This is a genomic window from Streptomyces sp. NPDC002176, assembly GCF_044903645.1.
Taxonomy (GTDB): domain Bacteria; phylum Actinomycetota; class Actinomycetes; order Streptomycetales; family Streptomycetaceae; genus Streptomyces.
Genome location: NZ_JBJDQW010000001.1, coordinates 577,169 through 592,498, shown reverse-complemented (window position 1 = coordinate 592,498; position 15,330 = coordinate 577,169). Strand labels below are relative to the sequence as shown.

Sequence of the window (15,330 nt, the reverse complement as noted above, 5' to 3'; positions counted from 1 at the left end):
AACCGGTGGGGCGGGTGGCGCAGTGCCGGGTCACTCGGCCTCGTCGCTCTCCTCGCCGAACAGATGGCGCACCGTCGAGCGGTAGTTGGCGCGGACGTGGTCCAGCGCGTGGGCGCGGGCGCGGTCCGGGTCGCCGGAGGCGATGGCCTCGTACAGCTCGTGGTGCTCGGCGAGGAGCTGGGGCCACTCGGCGTTGCGCCGGGTGAGCCAGCGCAGGCGGCCGTCGACCGGCTCCAGGACCGAGACGAGCAGCCCGTTGCCCGCCATGGCCAGGATGCGGTCGTGGAAACGGGTGTTGACGTCCGTGATCGCCTCCGCCTCGCCCGCTGTGGTGGCCGTCGCCGCCTCCGCGAGCAGTTCCCGCAGTTCCTCCAGCGCCTCCGGGGTCGCCCGGGCTGCCGCCAGCCCGGCCGCGTACACCTCCAACGCCTCGCGCAGCTCAAAGAGTTCACGTACGTCGTCCGGGGTCAGTCGGCGCACCACCGTGCGGCGGGCGGACTCGAACAGGACGAAGCCCTCGCCGACCAGCGCCCGGATCGCCTCGCGGACCGGGACCCGGGATACGCCGTACCGCTCGGCCAACTCCCTTTCCACCAGCCGGTCTCCGGGGCCGAGGCGGCCCGCGATGATGTCCTGCCGCAGCGCCGCGAGGACGCGTTCGCGCACCGAGCCGAGCGGTTCGGTCTTCGCCGTAAGGGGGCTCATGGGCTCATCCTCGCTGCCGGGTGGTGCTTTTACGGAGCCGTAACGGCGACGACATCGGTCGGAACGGTTGACGGCGGAACCATGACGGCAGTTTGGTATACCAAACGGCCGTCGCCCTCCGCCCCTCCGCCCCCGTCGCCCCTGGAGGTCCCGTGTCCCTCGCCGACCGCGCCGAAGCAGCGGGCGCACCCGCGTTCACCCCCGACCCACGCCTGACCAACGAGGACCTCGCCCCCGCCGCCCAGCGCAACTGGAAGGTCTTCGACCTGTTCGCGCTGTGGATGTCGGACGTCCACAACCTGGGCAACTACACCTTCGCCGCTGGCCTGTTGGTGCTCGGCATGAACGTCTGGCAGGTGTTCACCTCCCTCCTCGTCGGCTTCGTGCTGATCTTCATCGGGATGAACTGGATGGGCCGCATCGGCCAGCGCCACGGGGTGCCGTTCCCCGTGGTCAGCCGGATCGCCTTCGGCGTCTGGGGCGCCAACATCCCTGCCCTGATCCGGGCGTTGATCGCCATCATGTGGTACGGCATCCAGACCTACCTGGCCTCCGTCGCCGTCAACGTGATGCTGCTGGCCGCCTGGCCCGGCCTGGAGCCGCTGACCCACCACTCCTTCCTCGGCCTGGACGCCCTCGGCTGGATCTCCTTCCTGACCCTGTGGCTGGTCCAGGCGCTGATCATCAGCCGGGGCATGGAGTCCGTACGCCGGTTCCAGGACTTCTGCGGGCCCGCGATCTGGCTGGTGATGATCGCGCTCGCCGTGTGGGTGCTGGCCAAGGCCCACTGGACCATCTCGCTCACCGCCACCCTGCATCCGGTCTCCACGGGGGAGCAGTGGCGGCAGTGGTTCGGCGCGATCGGGCTGATTCTCGCGACCTACGGGACGCTGATGCTCAACTTCTGCGACTTCTCCCGCTTCGCACCCGACCACCGGACCGTGCGGCGCGGCAACTTCTGGGGTCTGCCGGTCAATTCGACCGCGTTCGTCGTCCTCTCGGTCATCGTCACCGCCGGTTCGCTGGAGGTGTTCGGCGAGGCCGTCACCGACCCGGCGGAACTGGTCGCGCGGGTCGGCAACACCTGGGTCCTGGCGATCGCCGCGCTGACCTTCGCCATCGCCACGATGGGCGTCAACATCGTCGCCAACTTCGTCTCCCCGGCGTACGACCTCGCCAACGTCTGGCCGCAGAAGATCACCTTCAAGGTCGGCGGCATGATCAGCACGGTCGCCGCCCTGGTCGTCACCCCCTGGAACCTCTTCTCCAACCCGACCGTCGTCAACTACTTCCTCGGCGGCCTCGGCGCCTTCCTGGGCCCCCTGTTCGGCGTGATCATGGTCGACTACTACGCGGTCAAGCGCGGCCGGGTGAACGTGGACGAACTCTTCGACGCCACCCCCGGCTCCCGCTACCACTACCACCGGGGCGTCAACCTGAAGGCCCTCGGCGCTTTCCTCCCCTCGGCCGCCGTCGCCGCCGTGCTGGCGCTGGTGAAGGACTTCAGCGACGTCGCCCCGTACTCCTGGTTCATCGGCACGGCGCTCGGGGCGGGTCTCTACTGGCTGCTGAACCGGAGCCGGACCGGAGCGGAGGCGTGAGGGCCGTGCGGATCGTCGTCACCAACTGCAACACCACCCCCGAGATGACCGAGGAGATCGTCCAGGGCGCCCGCGCCGCCGCCGCACCGGGCACCGTGGTGACCGGCCTGACCCCGGCCTGGGGACCCGAGTCCGCCGAGGGCTGGCTCGACAGCCACCTCTCGGCCGCCGCCGTCCTCGACACCCTGCGCACCTACGACGGACCGCCGTACGACGCCGTCGTCATGGCCGGGTTCGGCGAACACGGGCGGGAAGGCGTACGGGAGTTGGTCGACGTACCCGTGGTCGACATCACCGAGGCCGCCGCCCACCTCGCCTGCCTCATCGGCCGCCGCTACGGCGTCGTCACCACCCTCGACCGCTCGCGTGGCCAGATCGAGGACAGCCTGGAGACAGCGGGGGTCGCCCGCAACTGCGCCGCCGTCGTCGGCACCGGCCTCGGCGTCCTCGACCTGACCGCCGACCCCACCCGCACCGAATCCGCCTTCCGCGCCGCCGCCGAACGAGCCCACGCGGCCGGAGCCGAAGTCCTCGTCCTCGGCTGCGCGGGCATGACCGGCCTCCAGCGAACCCTCTCCGAGAAACTCGGCCTCCCGGTCGTCGACGGAGTGGCGGCAGCGGTCAAACTCGCCGAGTCCCTCGTCGCCCTGTCCCTCACCACGAGCCGCACGGGCAGCTACGCCAAACCACTGCCAAAGCGGCGGGTGTGGGGGCGCCCGGCATACTGACCGGATCGACGGCGCCGGACGAAGGAGAGCACGCATGCTGCAGGACTTGTTCGACGAGGTGCCGCGTACGGCCGCCGAGGCCCTGGACGTGTTCGACGCGGCCGGGACGGTCGAGCCGGAGTTCATGCTCGGGACGTGGCACGGCGACGAACTGCCCACCGGGCACCCGATGGACGGGCTTCTCGGGGCCAGCGGATGGTGGGGCAAGCAGTTCGTCGACGCCGAGACCGTTCACCCGCTGCTCTTCCCGTCGGCGGACGGCAGGTCGCTGTGGGCGTTCGACCCGGCCAAGGCGTTCCTCGGGCTCGGGCTCACCCGGAAACTGCCGGTGTTGCGGAACCGGTCGATGGCCGCGCCGATCAGCAACCTCCGGCCCGCCCTGCGCACCCGGTCGCCCAAGGCCCGGCTGCGCACCACCCGGCACCGTGGCAGGGACACCGCGACGATGATCTACGACCAGGTCCCCGTCAACGATGTCTTCCGCCGCCTCTCCGACGACGCGGTCATCGGCCTGATGGACATGCGCGGCCTGCGCACCCCGTACTTCTTCGTGCTGCACCGCGACGACTCGCTCCAGGTGAGGTAGGCGGACCTTACCGAGTGGTGACGTCGGGGCGGTGTACCGGGGAAACAGGCGAGGCCGGGCCTAGTTTGGGGCCATGCGTGTATTGGTCACCGGCGGTGCCGGGTTCATCGGATCGCATGTCGTGGACGCGCTCCGGGCGTCCGGGCACGAGGCCGTGGTCTTCGACGTCCGTGACGATCCCGCCGCCGACGTCCGCGACCACGCGGCCGTGGCCCGCGCCCTCGCCGACGTGGACGCCGTCTGCCACCAGGCGGCCATGGTCGGCCTCGGCGACGGGGTGAGGGACGCGGCCGAGTACGTCTCCCGCAACGACCTCGGCACCGCCGTCCTCCTCGCCGTGATGGCGGAGACGGGCGTACGACGGCTGGTGCTGGCCGGGTCGATGGTGGTGTACGGCGAGGGCCGCTACGCATGCCCGGCTCACGGCGTCGTACGGCCCGGTCCGCGCGCCGAGGCCGACCTGAGGGCGGGCCGCTTCGAGCCGCCCTGCCCCCTCTGCGGCACCGCGCTCGTCCCCGGCCTGGTCGGCGAGGACGCCCCGGCCGACCCGCGCAACGTCTACGCCGCCACCAAGCTGGCCCAGGAACACCTGGCCGCCGCCTGGGCCCGCGCCACCGACGGCACCGCGCTCTCCCTGCGCTACCACAACGTCTACGGCCCCCGCATGCCCCGCGACACCCCGTACGCCGGAGTCGCCGCGTTCTTCCGCTCGGCACTGGAACGGGGCGAGGCGCCCAGGGTGTTCGAGGACGGAGGCCAGCGGCGCGACTTCGTCCATGTGCGGGACGTGGCGGCGGCGAACCTGGCCGCGCTCGGGGCACCGGACCGGCCCGGCACGCTCACCGCGTACAACACCGGCAGCGGTGAGCCCCGTACGGTCGGCGAACTGGCGCAGGCGCTGGCCGCCGCGCACGGCGGCCCGGAGCCGGTGGTCACCGGCGAGTACCGGCTCGGCGACGTACGGCACATCACCGCCGACTCCGCCCGGCTGCGCGCCGAACTGGACTGGCGGCCCCGGGTCGGCTTCGCCGAGGGGATGGCGGAGTTCGCGGGGTCCGGCTGAGTCAGGAGGCCGGGGCGGGCAGCGTCACTTCGAAGCGGCAGCCGCCGGGGATGTTCCGCACGCTCGCCCGCCCCTGATGCGCCTCCACGATGCCCCGCACGATGGCCAGCCCGAGCCCCGCCCCCGCCGGTGGCGTCCGCGCGTCCGTGCCCCGCCAGCCGGTGTCGAAGACGCGCGGCAGATCCTCCTCGGGGATGCCTCCGCAACCGTCCGTCACCGACAGCACCACACCCTCCGGCGCCCGCCGGGCCGCGACGGCCACCGTGCCGTCGGCCGGGGTCCGGCGGATGGCGTTGACCAGCAGGTTGGCGATGACCCGGCTCATCTCCTTGCCGTCCACCTCGACCGGCACCGGCCGGACCCCGTCGCCCACCAGCCGTACGCCGTGCTCGCGGGCGAGCGGGCCGACCCCGGCGAGGGCGTCGCCCACCAGGTCGTACAGCGAGATCCGGGCGGGGCTGAGCGGGAGCGTCCCGGCGTGGATGCGGGAGAGTTCGAAGAGGTCCCCGACCATGCCGTCGAGGCGTTCCACCTCGGTGCGGATCTGCCGGAGATAGCGCGCCGGATCGGCGGCCACCCCGTCCTCCAGCGCCTCCGACATGGCGCGCAGACCGGCCAGCGGGGTCCGCAGATCGTGCGAGATCCAGGCGACGAGTTCCCGCCGGGACGCCTCCAGGGCACGTTCGCGTTCACGGGAGGCGGCCAGGCGGGCGCTGGTCGCGGCCAGTTCCCGGCTCAGGGCGTCCAGTTCGGCGGTGGCCGGTGCGACGGGCGCGGCGAAGGCGCCGGCGTCGCCGAAGTTCCTTGCCGCGTCGGTCAGTTCCCGGCTGCGGGCGACCACCCGGCGGCCCAGGAGGAGCGCGCTCGCCAGCGAGACCACCGCCGCCATGGCGACGACCGTGGTCACCACCCGCAGGTCGTGCGGGGACAGGAACATCGCCCACGCCACCGAGATGGTGCCCGCCAGCATGGCGAACACACCGACCCCGGCCACCACGGTGAGCGAGGTGGTCAGCGAGCGGCGCCGCACCAGCCGCAGCACGGCGGCGCCGAGCAGACCGGAGGCGGCGGCACCGAGGAAGGCGTAGAGGGCGATGAGGAGGTTGTCACGCATGCCGGTCCGCCAACTCCTCGGCGGAGGCGTCCGGTTCGAACCGGTAGCCGACACCCCAGACGGTCCGGATCAGCCGGGGCCGGGCCGGGTCGTCCTCGATCTTGCCGCGCAGCCTGCGGACATGGACGGTCACCGTGGACAGGTCGCCGAAGTCCCAGCCCCACACCTCCCGCATCAGCTCCTCGCGGCCGAAGGCACGGCCCGGATGCCGCAGGAGGAACGCCAGCAGATCGAACTCCCGCAGCGTCAGCGAGAGTTCGGTCCCGTGCTTGGTGGCCCGACGGGCATCCGCGTCGATGATCAGGCCCGCCGCCGCGAGCGGTCCGGAGGCGGCCGACGCCCGCTCGGCGGGGCGGGTGCGGCGCAGCACCGACTCCACGCGCAGCACCAGCTCGCGCGGGCTGAACGGCTTCGTCACATAGTCGTCCGCGCCGACCTCCAGGCCGAGCACGCGGTCGTCCTCGTCGCCGCGCGCGGTGAGCATGATGACCGGAACCGGGCCGCGCTCGCGCAGCCGCGCGCACACCTCCAGGCCGTCCATGCCGGGCAGCATCAGGTCGAGCACCACCAGGTCGGGCCGGTGTCCGGCGGCGCGCGCGAGGGCGGAGGGGCCGTCGGCGGCGCGGTCCACCTCGTGCCCGGCGCGCGCCAGGTAACCGGCGACGACCTCCGCGACGGTCGGGTCGTCGTCCACGACCAGGACGCGGCCGGTGGCCGGTGCTGTGTATGGCTGCTGCATGCCCCCAGCCTGGCACCACGACCGGGGCCGGACCGCCGCGGAGCACGGACGTCCGCGTTTCGTAAGGAGCGCGAGTCCGGTTCGTACCGGTTCGGGTTCGTAGGGTGAAGGAGTGACCACCTCACCCTTCTCCGCCGCTCCCGACGTGGACGTCGTGCTGCCCTGCCTGGACGAGGCCGAGGCCCTGCCCTGGGTGCTGGCCCGTATCCCGGCGGGCTGGCGCGCCCTCGTCGTGGACAACGGTTCCACCGACGGCTCCGCCGAGGTCGCCCGCGCCCTGGGCGCGACCGTCGTACGCGAGGAACGGCGCGGGTTCGGCGCCGCCTGCCACGCGGGGCTGCTCGCCGCCACCGCCGACGTGGTCTGCTTCTGCGACTGCGACGCGTCCCTCGACCCACGCCTGCTGACGCCCTTCGTCGAGGAGGTGCGCGCGGGCGGGGCCGACCTGGTGCTCGGGCGCCGTCGGCCGCAGGGGCGGGGGAGCTGGCCCGCGCACGCCCGCGCGGGCAACCTCGCGCTGTCCCTGCTGCTGCGCCGCCGTACCGGCCTGACCCTGCGCGACCTGGGCCCGCTGCGCGCCGCCCGCCGGGAGCGGCTGCTCACCCTCGGCCTCACCGACCGGCGCAGCGGCTACCCCCTGGAGATGGTGGTCCGCGCGGCCGACGCGGGCTGGCGGGTCACCGAGCACGACGTGCCGTACCTGCCGCGCTCCGGCGCCTCCAAGGTGACCGGCACCTGGCGCGGCACCTGGCAGGCGGTACGCGACATGAGCCGGGTCCTGCGCGACACGCCCCCGGCGGAACGGGAGCGGACGGCGCCGGGGGGTACCCGGTGAGGGCAGGGCCTCCCACGGGCGCTGCGGTACCTGGAGAACGCCCATGACCACTCTCCTCGTGATCGCCAAGGAACCCCGGCCCGGCAGGGTCAAGACCCGGCTCACCCCGCCGTTCACGCCCGCTGAGGCCGCCGCGCTCGCCGAGGCCGCGCTCACGGACACACTGCGCGCGGTGGCCGCCGCCCCGGCCCGCCGCCGGATACTGGTGCTGGAGGGACGCCCTGGGCCCTGGCTGCCGGACGGCTTCGAGGTCGTCCCGCAGTGCGCGGGCGGCCTCGACGAACGGCTCGCCGACGCCTTCTCCCGCTGCGCCGGACCCGCACTGCTGGTCGGCATGGACACCCCGCAGATCACCCCGGACCTGCTGGCCCTGGACTTCACCGACTGCGACGCCCGCTTCGGCCCGGCCGAGGACGGCGGCTTCTGGGCCCTCGGCCTGGCGCGCCCCGAGCCCGAGCTGCTGCGCGGGGTACCGATGTCCGTGCCCGAGACGGGCACCATGCAGCGCGAGCGGCTGGCCGCCGCCGGGCTGCGGGTACGCGAGCTGCCCCGGCTACGGGACGTCGACACCGCGGCCGACGCCCACGCCGTCGCCGCCCTCGCCCCGGACACCGCCTTCGCCGCGCGCCTGGCGGCCCTCACCCACCCCGGAGCAGCATGAGCACCGTGACCGCGCCCGCCTGGGCGGCCTCCGACCCGTACGCCACCGCGCTGCGCACCGGCCGGGGCCCCCTGTTCCTGCGGCGGGGCGACGGCTGGCTGCTGCCGCTGGACGTGGAGCGCTGGTGCGCGGCCGCCGACGCCGTGGACCGGGCGGTGCTGGACCGCTGCGAGGGGGCCGTGCTCGACGTGGGCTGCGGACCCGGCCGACTGGTGGCGGAACTCGCCGTGCGCGGCCGCCACGCCCTCGGCGTCGATGTGAGCGAGGCCGCGGTGGCCCGTACCCACACGGCCGGTGGGCGGGCGCTGCACCGCTCGGTGTTCGACCCGCTGCCCGGCGAGGGCGGCTGGGGCACGGTGCTGCTCATGGACGGCAATGTGGGCATCGGCGGCGACGTGGCCGCTCTGCTGCACCGGATGCGTGAGCTTCTTTGCCCCGACGGCCTGTTGATCATCGAGACGGTGCCCGGAGACGTGGACGAGCGGGCCCGCGTACGGGTGGTGGACATGGCCCACGGCGGGGGAGCGGTGGGCGAGCCCTTCCCCTGGGCCCGCGTCGGCACCCCCGCGCTGCTGGAACGCGCGCGGCGCGGGGGCTGGCCGGAGACCGTTCAGTGGACCGACGGCGAGCGGTGCTTCGTGGCCCTGCGCAGCCGCAGGACGAGCAGCAGGGCCGATCCGCCGAAGAGTACGGCCGTGATGAGCAGCCAGCGGGGCAGGAACACGTCCGGGTCGAGTCCGGTCGCCGACCGGTAGCCGTCGGCGGACAGGCCGAGGATCAGCGGGGACCACACCAGCAACGCCAGCCCGGACAGCACGGCGGGCACGCGTACGTACAGCGTCCACCGCGCGGGAGCCCCGGCCCGCAGCGCACGGTCGAGCGCGGAGTAGAGCGGCAGCAGCACCAGGTCGTGCAGCAGTGCCGCGCCCACGAACCAGAGGGCCACCCCGAGCCAGTCGTCCTTCAGCAGGCGTACACCGGCATAGGCGACGAGCGCGAACGAGCAGACCAGCAGCAGGAGTTGCAGCGGGCTGCCGAGCGGGACACGGAACCTCGGTACGCGCATCACAGGTCTCCGAAGGTCAGGCGGCCCACCCACTTGGTGTTGTGGACGCCGGGTGCGGCGGGCACGATGATCCGCGCCGGATAGCCGTGGTCGAGGGACAGCTCCTCGCCGTTGACGGACAGGGCGAGCAGGGAACGCGGGTCGGACACCTGGTTGGCGCGCAGCGCGGCACTGCGGAACGCCCCGTGCCGCTGGAGTGACTCCACGAGCACGTCGGGCGGAGCGCCGTCGTACCCGGCCAGCCCCGCGAGGTCGCGCAGCCGCACCCCGCGCCACCACTGGTCCGCCGTGGACCAGCCCTCCACGCACGCGATCGGCAGCGACGAGCTGTGCTGCGGCAGGCGGAGCAGGTCGGCGCGGCTGAGCCGTACCGTGCCTGCCGGTCCGGTGACGACCAGTCGCCAGGCGTCCGGATGGGTGTCCGCGTCGGTGATCCCGGCGTAGCGGGCCGTCTTGTTGATCTGGAAACCGTTCGGACCGCCTCCGGGATCGGACCCGCCGTGCGGCGCGAGCAGCGCGGTACGGCGCCACGGGCCGCCGAGACTCTGCCCCACGGTCGTGACGAACAGCAGCAGCGAACCACCGCCGACCAGCCACAGCGCACCACGCCGGGAAACGGTGGGTGGTGCGGGGGCGGGGGCAGTCAGCTCGGCCTCGTCCCGCCGCCGCGCCCGTACGGCCCGTAGCGCCATCGGGGTCCGCAGCGCCGCGTGGACCACGAACGCGGCGATGAAGACCCAGGCGCCGTAGAAGTGCAGGGGGTAGAACGAACCGGGGAACACGTACTCCAGTTGGATGTTGAGCAGACCGGTGACGAACTGGAACAGGGCGCCGCCGACCAGGAGCAGCAGCGAGATCCGCTCCAGCGCGTGCGCCACCGATCGGGCCGGTGGCAGCGTGAACAGCTTCGGCACCACCGACCAGAGCTTGGCCAGCAGCACCGGGACCAGCACGACGCCCAGCGTGACGTGGACGCCCTGGCTCAGCCGGTACAGCCAGGACGGCCCGGCCGGCCAGTCGAACAGGTAGAAGCCGAGCACCCCCTTGTCCGGAGTCGTGTCGTTCACCGGCGAGAGGTCCGGGTTGTAGGCGGCGTACGACACGAGGCCGGTCACGAACAGCACGCTGATGCCGCCGAGCAGCACCAGCCCGAGCACCGCCGTGAACCAGGTGCCGCGCAGGGGGCTGCGCCAGAAGCGGGGAGAGGTGGGAAGCCGGGGATCGTCGCGCATGATCCGACCGTAGGCCCGACGACACCCCGAAACGGGCGTGCGACCCATGACGAAACGCTGACGTCCGGCCCGGAAGGCGGACCGGAGCCGCCCCTACGGCCTAGCGTGCCGGTGTGATCCACCGCCAGCCCCACACCACACGCCGTGACCTGTACGCCGCAGCGGCAGCCGTCCTGCTGGTGACCGCCGCCGTCCTGGTCGGCCGTCACATCCAGGACGCCCACCGCACGCTGTTCGTGCACTGGCCCCCGCTCTTCGCCGACTGGGACCCGCACCTCGGCCCCGGCACCCCGGCCGCGCTGATCCTCGCGGCCGCCGGAGTGGCGTACGGTCCTACGCTCGCCGCCCGGCTGCCCTGGCATGCCCTGCCCTGGGTTACCTGGGCCGCGTCGGCCGCCTGGATCTTCTCCCTCGCCCTGATCGACGGCTGGCACGACGGCATCGCCACCCGGCTGACCACCGCGAACGAGTACCTCCAGGTCATCGACCGCTTCCACGACATCCCGGCCACCCTGCGCGGCTTCGACGACCACATCCTCGCGGGCGTCCCCGGCAACTGGCCCGCCCATGTCGCCGGACATCCCCCCGCGGCCACGATCACCTTCGTCCTGCTGGACCGGATCGGGCTGGGCGGTGGCGGCTGGGCCGGGACGTGGTGCGCGGTGCTCGGCGCGTCCGCCTCCGCCGCGGTGGTGGTCGCCGTGCGGGCGCTGGCGGACGAGCGCCTCGCCCGGCGGGCGGCGCCCTTCCTGGTCCTCGCACCGGCCGCGGTCTGGATGGGTGCCTCGGCCGACGCCTACTTCGCGGCCGTGGCTGCTTGGGCATTGGCCTGCCTGGCGCTCGCCCTCACCCGGCGGTCCCTGCTGTGGGCGGGCGCCTCCGGCCTGCTGGCCGGTCTGACGGGCTACCTCTCCTACGGCCTCACCTTGATCGCCCTCGTCGCACTCGCGGTGGTCGTCCTCGCCCGCGCGGACCTGCGGGCCCGCCCTCTGTTGGTGCTGCCGTTCCTCGCCGGACTGGCCGTGGTCCCCGTCGTGTTCACCCTGTACGGGTTCAACTGGTGGACCGCCTACCACCTCCTCGTGACCCGCTACTACCAGGGCGTCGGCGGCACCCGCCCCTACGGCTACTGGATCTGGGCCAACCTCGCCTGCGCGGCCATCATCACCGGCCCGGCGACGGCAGCGGCCCTCCCGCGCACCGCCGACTCCCTCGTCCACCGGACCGACCGCCCCGCCACCCGCCTGGCCCTGATCGTCGCGGCAGCCCTGGCCGCGCTGCTGATCGCGGACCTGTCCGGCATGAGCAAGGCGGAGACGGAACGCATCTGGCTCCCCTTCGCGGTGTGGCTGCTGCCCGCCTGCGCCCTGCTTCCGCGTCCCCGGGCGTGGCTGACCGCCCAGGTAGTCCTGGCCCTGCTGCTCAACAGCCTTCTGCTGACCGGGTGGTGAGTCACCCGGACGTCTCGCGCCACGCCAGGTCGAGCTGGTACCAGCTGCCCGACCTGCCCCCGAGGTCGTCCGGACCCGCCGGGCCGGTCCGGACGAACCCGGCCTTGAGCAGCACCCGTTGGGACGCGATGTTCTCGTGCCCGGTGGCCGCCCGGAGGGTGTGCAGGGCATGCCGCGTGACCGCCAGACCGCACAACTCCCGCACGGCAGCAGTCGCGACACCCTGCCCGGTGGCGTGCTCCGCGACCCGGTAGCCGAGGTCGGCGGTGCGGTCCAGGAGGTCGTAGAGGTTGAAGCGGCCCAGGACCGTGCCGTCCTCGGTGACGAGCACATAGAACGCGCAGACTCCGGTGGCCTGTTCGGCGAGCAGGGCGTCGTACCGGTCGGTGAAGCGGGCGAAGTACTCGTCGCCCCGGTCGGAGACGGCGGCCGCGAAGTAGTCCCGGTTCGCCAGCTCGAAGGCCAGCACGGCCGGAGCGAGTTCGGCGCTCAGCGGCTTCAGCGAAGGCGCCGCCCCACCCCGTTCAGCGGCGGACATCCACCGAGGCCAGGAAGTCGCCGATCAACGCCGTAAGCGCGTCGGGCTGTTCGAGCGTGCTGCTGTGCCCCGCCCCCGGCACCACTTCCAGCCGGGCCCCCTCGATGGCGGCCGCGACCCGCTCCGCGTCCGCCAGGGGAGTGGCCACGTCGTCGGCGCCGACGGCGACCAGCGTGGGTACGGAGACGCGGCCCAACTCGGCTTGCACGGGGGCCCGGTCGATGACGCCGAGCACCGCCTTGCGTATGCCCGCCCGCTCGCAGCGCCGCAGGCGTCGTACCCACTCGTCGATGACGGGCTCACTCGCCGGGTCGGCCAGGAAGCCGGGGCCGAACATCGCGGTCTTCACCTTGCCGAGGACCGGGCCGACCCCGGTGAACCGGTAGACGCGGGCCAGCAGCCGGTACTCGCCCGCCTTGTCCGCGGGCTCACCGTCCGCGCTGGTGTCCAACAGCGTGAGCGAGCGCAGGAGTTCGCCGTGCCGGGCCGCGATGCGCTGGCCGACGAAGCCGCCCATGGAGAGGCCGACCCAGTGCACGGGCCCTAGGCCGAGGTGGCCGATCAGGGCGACGGCGTCGGCGGTGAGGGTGTCCATGTCGTACCCGGACGGTGTGGCGGGGGTGTCGCCCTGGCCCCGCCAGTCCACGGTCACACAGCGGTAGTGCTCCCGGAGCACCTCGATCTGCGGATGGAACATCCAGCCGCTGAAGAGCAGCCCGTGACCGAAGACAACGGCGGGCGCGTCCGGCTTTCCGGGAGGCGCGCCGGTGTCCGTGTACGCGATCGCTGCGCCATTGACCTCGACAGTGGGCACGTGCGGCTCCTTCGCTTCGCAGGCGTCTGCGGTGGGGAGCCGAGCATAGGGACGTGCCGGGCCAATGGCACAGCGTCGTGCGCGAGTTGGATCTACTTCATCGCCTTGGCGAACTCGGGCACGACCTTGTCCAGGGCGTAGTTCACCGAGAGCACCGAGTCGGTGGCGAACGCCTTGGCGAGCGCGGAGTCGGTGTCGAAGACCACGTCGTGGCCCGCGTGGACGGCCGGCAGCTTCTTGAACAGCGGGTCGCCGGAGATGTCCGAGGCGGCCACGCCGATGGGCTCCATGACGACCAGGTCGGCGTCGAGCTTGTTCACGTTCTCGTGGGAGACGTTGACGAAGAAGCTGCTGCCGCCCTGCTTGTCGACCCACGGGTTGTTCGTGAAGCCGAGCCGCTGGAGGAAGTCCACCCGGCCGCTGCCCTGGACGTAGGCGCCGTAGCCCTCGGAGGTACGGGACCCGGAGGTCACCGTCCGGCCCTTGAACTCGGGGTGGGCCTTGGCCGCCGCGGCGAACTTGGCCTTGGTGCGGGCGATGAGCTGCTGGCCCTTGTCGTGCAGGCCGAGCGCGTCCGCGACCATCTCGGTCTGGTCCTGCCAGTCGGTCAGGTACTGGTCGCCGCCCTTGGGCACGCCGACCGTCGGCGCGATCTTGCTGAGAGTGTCGTAGCGCTTCTGGTCGCCGCTCGACTTGGTGTCGAGGATCAGGTCGGGCTGGAGAGCCGCGATCTTCTCGTAGGCGGGCTCCATCGTGCCGATCTTCGTGGGGCTCTTCCGGTACTTGCCCTTGGCCCACGGGCCGACCCCGTCGCCGCCGAAGGCGAGCCAGTCGCTGGCGCCGACGGGCTCGACGCCGAGGGCGAGCGCGGTCTCCGCGTCACCCCAGCCGAGGGCCACCACGCGCTTCGGCTGCTTCTCGACGGTGACCTCGCCGAACTTGGTGGCGACCTTGGCGGGGAAGTTCCCCTTGGCGACCGCGCCGGGCGCGCTCTCGCCCTCACCGGAGCCGGAAGAGCAGCCCGCGACCACGAGAGAAGCGGCGACGGCCAGGGCACCTGCCACGAGACGGCTCCCGCGGGCCGGGAAAATCGAACGATTGAACATGAAGGAAGGCTAACCTAACTCGCACCCACCCCCGGCCCGGCCGGTCAGGACAGGGCGTTGCTCCGGTCGCCGGTGGAACCACCAGGCCGGACGCCCCTTGAGCCGGTACCGGCCGAACACGATGGCCACGCCCTGTGCTTCATCCCGGCCGTGGGGCGTCAGGCGGCCTTGGCGGGGCGGGCGACGACGGCGTATGCCGCACCGACCAGGAGTCCGCCGCCGACGAGGTTGCCGAGTCCGACGAAGAGCAGGTCGCGGGCGTAGGCGGCGATCGTCACGCCGGGGACGTGGGCGAACAGGCCGAGGGAGAAGTAGGTCATGTTCGCGACGACGTGCTCGAAGCCGGAGCCGATGAAGGCCAGCAGGCACCAGAAGACCAGGGCGATCTTCGCGCCGTCGGAACGGGTCCGGCCGGCCATCCACAGGGCCAGGCAGACCAGGAAGTTGCACAACACCCCGCGGAAGAACAGGGCTTCGGCGCTCTCGTGCGTCTTGGCGGTGAGCATGCCGGTCAGCAGCGTGGAGCCGGGGGCGGGCTTCCCGGGGACGGCCACGATGTCCAGCACTCCGGCGCGGTGCACGATCCAGGCGAAGACGACCGAGCCGATCAGGTTGCCGAGGAAGGAGACGCCGATGACCCCGGCCGCGCCGAGGGCCGACACCCGCCGCCGGGCGAGGCCCTGGGTCATGGTCAGGACGTTGCCGGTGCACAGCTCGGCGCCTGCGAAGACCACGAGGATCAGCGCCACCCCGAAGACCACGCCCTGGATCAGCTTGGTCCACGGCGAGTGCGCCGCGCTGAGCGGCCCGGTCACCGTGATCAGGAGCACCCCGGCCACGCCGATGAAGGCGCCCGCGAGGCAGGAGAGCAGGAGGTAGCGGCCGGGACGGCGGAGCTGGGACACCTTGGCCCGCGCCGCGGTGGCCTGCTCGTCCAGGGCGTCGGGAAGGGGAATGGGCACGTCGACTCTCTTGGTTCTCTTGGTGTAGATAGGTGATGCTTATGAGAGGGCTCGGGAGAACTGCGGAAGGCCGCTTTATCCGGTGTTTCTTCGCTGGATAAAACGGCCTTCCGCAATGTGTTCCGGTGA

16 protein-coding genes are annotated in these 15,330 nt (G+C 72.6%); 8 read left to right on the top strand and 8 right to left on the bottom strand.

The features are described from left to right. Positions 1 to 30: 30 nt before the first annotated feature. Positions 31 to 705 carry a GntR family transcriptional regulator gene (locus ACI2LY_RS02610; RefSeq protein ID WP_404705496.1) on the bottom strand — a complete coding sequence of 225 codons (675 nt, stop codon included), beginning with the start codon at positions 703 to 705 and terminating at the stop codon, positions 31 to 33. Positions 706 to 857: 152 nt separating this feature from the next. Here ACI2LY_RS02610 and ACI2LY_RS02605 point away from each other — a divergent pair, with 152 nt between their 5' ends. From ACI2LY_RS02605 to ACI2LY_RS02590, 4 genes are all read left to right on the top strand, one after another. Next, the gene (locus ACI2LY_RS02605; RefSeq protein ID WP_404705495.1) at positions 858 to 2,306 is read left to right on the top strand and encodes an NCS1 family nucleobase:cation symporter-1; all 1,449 of its coding nucleotides are present in this window, start codon (positions 858 to 860) and stop codon (positions 2,304 to 2,306) included. A 5-nt stretch (positions 2,307 to 2,311) separates the two neighbouring features. Further along, positions 2,312 to 3,034 (top strand): aspartate/glutamate racemase family protein, encoded by a 723-nt coding sequence (locus ACI2LY_RS02600; RefSeq protein WP_404706466.1) that lies wholly within the window; start codon positions 2,312 to 2,314, stop codon positions 3,032 to 3,034. Between the two features lie 34 nt (positions 3,035 to 3,068). Further along, positions 3,069 to 3,620: a DUF4334 domain-containing protein gene (locus tag ACI2LY_RS02595; RefSeq protein WP_404705494.1), complete on the top strand. Its 552-nt coding sequence runs from the start codon at positions 3,069 to 3,071 to the stop codon at positions 3,618 to 3,620. A 73-nt stretch (positions 3,621 to 3,693) separates the two neighbouring features. Beyond that, positions 3,694 to 4,683 (top strand): NAD-dependent epimerase/dehydratase family protein, encoded by a 990-nt coding sequence (locus ACI2LY_RS02590; RefSeq protein WP_404705493.1) that lies wholly within the window; start codon positions 3,694 to 3,696, stop codon positions 4,681 to 4,683. A 1-nt stretch (position 4,684) separates the two neighbouring features. Here the strand turns inward: ACI2LY_RS02590 and ACI2LY_RS02585 are convergent, their stop codons facing one another. Continuing rightward, on the bottom strand, positions 4,685 to 5,797 hold the full coding sequence (locus tag ACI2LY_RS02585) for a sensor histidine kinase (RefSeq protein ID WP_404705492.1): 1,113 nt from the start codon (positions 5,795 to 5,797) through the stop codon (positions 4,685 to 4,687). Continuing rightward, entirely contained in the window at positions 5,790 to 6,536 is a 747-nt protein-coding gene (locus ACI2LY_RS02580; RefSeq protein WP_404705491.1) for a response regulator transcription factor, read from the bottom strand. The genes ACI2LY_RS02585 and ACI2LY_RS02580 overlap by 8 nt, the downstream gene beginning before the upstream one ends. 112 nt (positions 6,537 to 6,648) lie before the next feature. Here ACI2LY_RS02580 and ACI2LY_RS02575 point away from each other — a divergent pair, with 112 nt between their 5' ends. The 3 genes from ACI2LY_RS02575 to ACI2LY_RS02565 are packed head-to-tail and all read left to right on the top strand — an operon-like array spanning position 6,649 to position 8,787. Then, positions 6,649 to 7,371 carry a glycosyltransferase family 2 protein gene (locus ACI2LY_RS02575; RefSeq protein WP_404705490.1) on the top strand — a complete coding sequence of 241 codons (723 nt, stop codon included), beginning with the start codon at positions 6,649 to 6,651 and terminating at the stop codon, positions 7,369 to 7,371. Between the two features lie 43 nt (positions 7,372 to 7,414). Further along, positions 7,415 to 8,032 (top strand): DUF2064 domain-containing protein, encoded by a 618-nt coding sequence (locus tag ACI2LY_RS02570; RefSeq protein ID WP_404705489.1) that lies wholly within the window; start codon positions 7,415 to 7,417, stop codon positions 8,030 to 8,032. Further along, positions 8,029 to 8,787 (top strand): class I SAM-dependent methyltransferase, encoded by a 759-nt coding sequence (locus tag ACI2LY_RS02565; RefSeq protein ID WP_404705488.1) that lies wholly within the window; start codon positions 8,029 to 8,031, stop codon positions 8,785 to 8,787. The genes ACI2LY_RS02570 and ACI2LY_RS02565 overlap by 4 nt, the downstream gene beginning before the upstream one ends. 310 nt (positions 8,788 to 9,097) lie before the next feature. Here ACI2LY_RS02565 and ACI2LY_RS02560 read toward each other — a convergent pair whose 3' ends face one another. Beyond that, positions 9,098 to 10,330 carry a molybdopterin-dependent oxidoreductase gene (locus tag ACI2LY_RS02560; RefSeq protein ID WP_404705487.1) on the bottom strand — a complete coding sequence of 411 codons (1,233 nt, stop codon included), beginning with the start codon at positions 10,328 to 10,330 and terminating at the stop codon, positions 9,098 to 9,100. A gap of 113 nt (positions 10,331 to 10,443) precedes the next feature. Here ACI2LY_RS02560 and ACI2LY_RS02555 point away from each other — a divergent pair, with 113 nt between their 5' ends. Beyond that, complete coding sequence (locus ACI2LY_RS02555) at positions 10,444 to 11,781, top strand: hypothetical protein (protein ID WP_404705486.1); 1,338 nt, start codon at positions 10,444 to 10,446, stop codon at positions 11,779 to 11,781. Between the two features lies 1 nt (position 11,782). Here ACI2LY_RS02555 and ACI2LY_RS02550 read toward each other — a convergent pair whose 3' ends face one another. From ACI2LY_RS02550 to ACI2LY_RS02535, 4 genes are all read right to left on the bottom strand, one after another. Next, a complete protein-coding gene (locus ACI2LY_RS02550) occupies positions 11,783 to 12,319 on the bottom strand; it encodes a GNAT family N-acetyltransferase (protein WP_404705485.1) in 537 nt (178 codons plus the stop codon). After that, the gene (locus tag ACI2LY_RS02545; RefSeq protein ID WP_404705484.1) at positions 12,306 to 13,133 is read right to left on the bottom strand and encodes an alpha/beta fold hydrolase; all 828 of its coding nucleotides are present in this window, start codon (positions 13,131 to 13,133) and stop codon (positions 12,306 to 12,308) included. The genes ACI2LY_RS02550 and ACI2LY_RS02545 overlap by 14 nt, the downstream gene beginning before the upstream one ends. Positions 13,134 to 13,225: 92 nt before the next feature. Beyond that, on the bottom strand, positions 13,226 to 14,239 hold the full coding sequence (locus ACI2LY_RS02540; RefSeq protein WP_404705483.1) for an iron-siderophore ABC transporter substrate-binding protein: 1,014 nt from the start codon (positions 14,237 to 14,239) through the stop codon (positions 13,226 to 13,228). A 158-nt stretch (positions 14,240 to 14,397) separates the two neighbouring features. After that, entirely contained in the window at positions 14,398 to 15,201 is an 804-nt protein-coding gene (locus ACI2LY_RS02535) for a formate/nitrite transporter family protein (RefSeq protein ID WP_404705482.1), read from the bottom strand. Between the last annotated feature and the right edge of the window lie 129 nt (positions 15,202 to 15,330).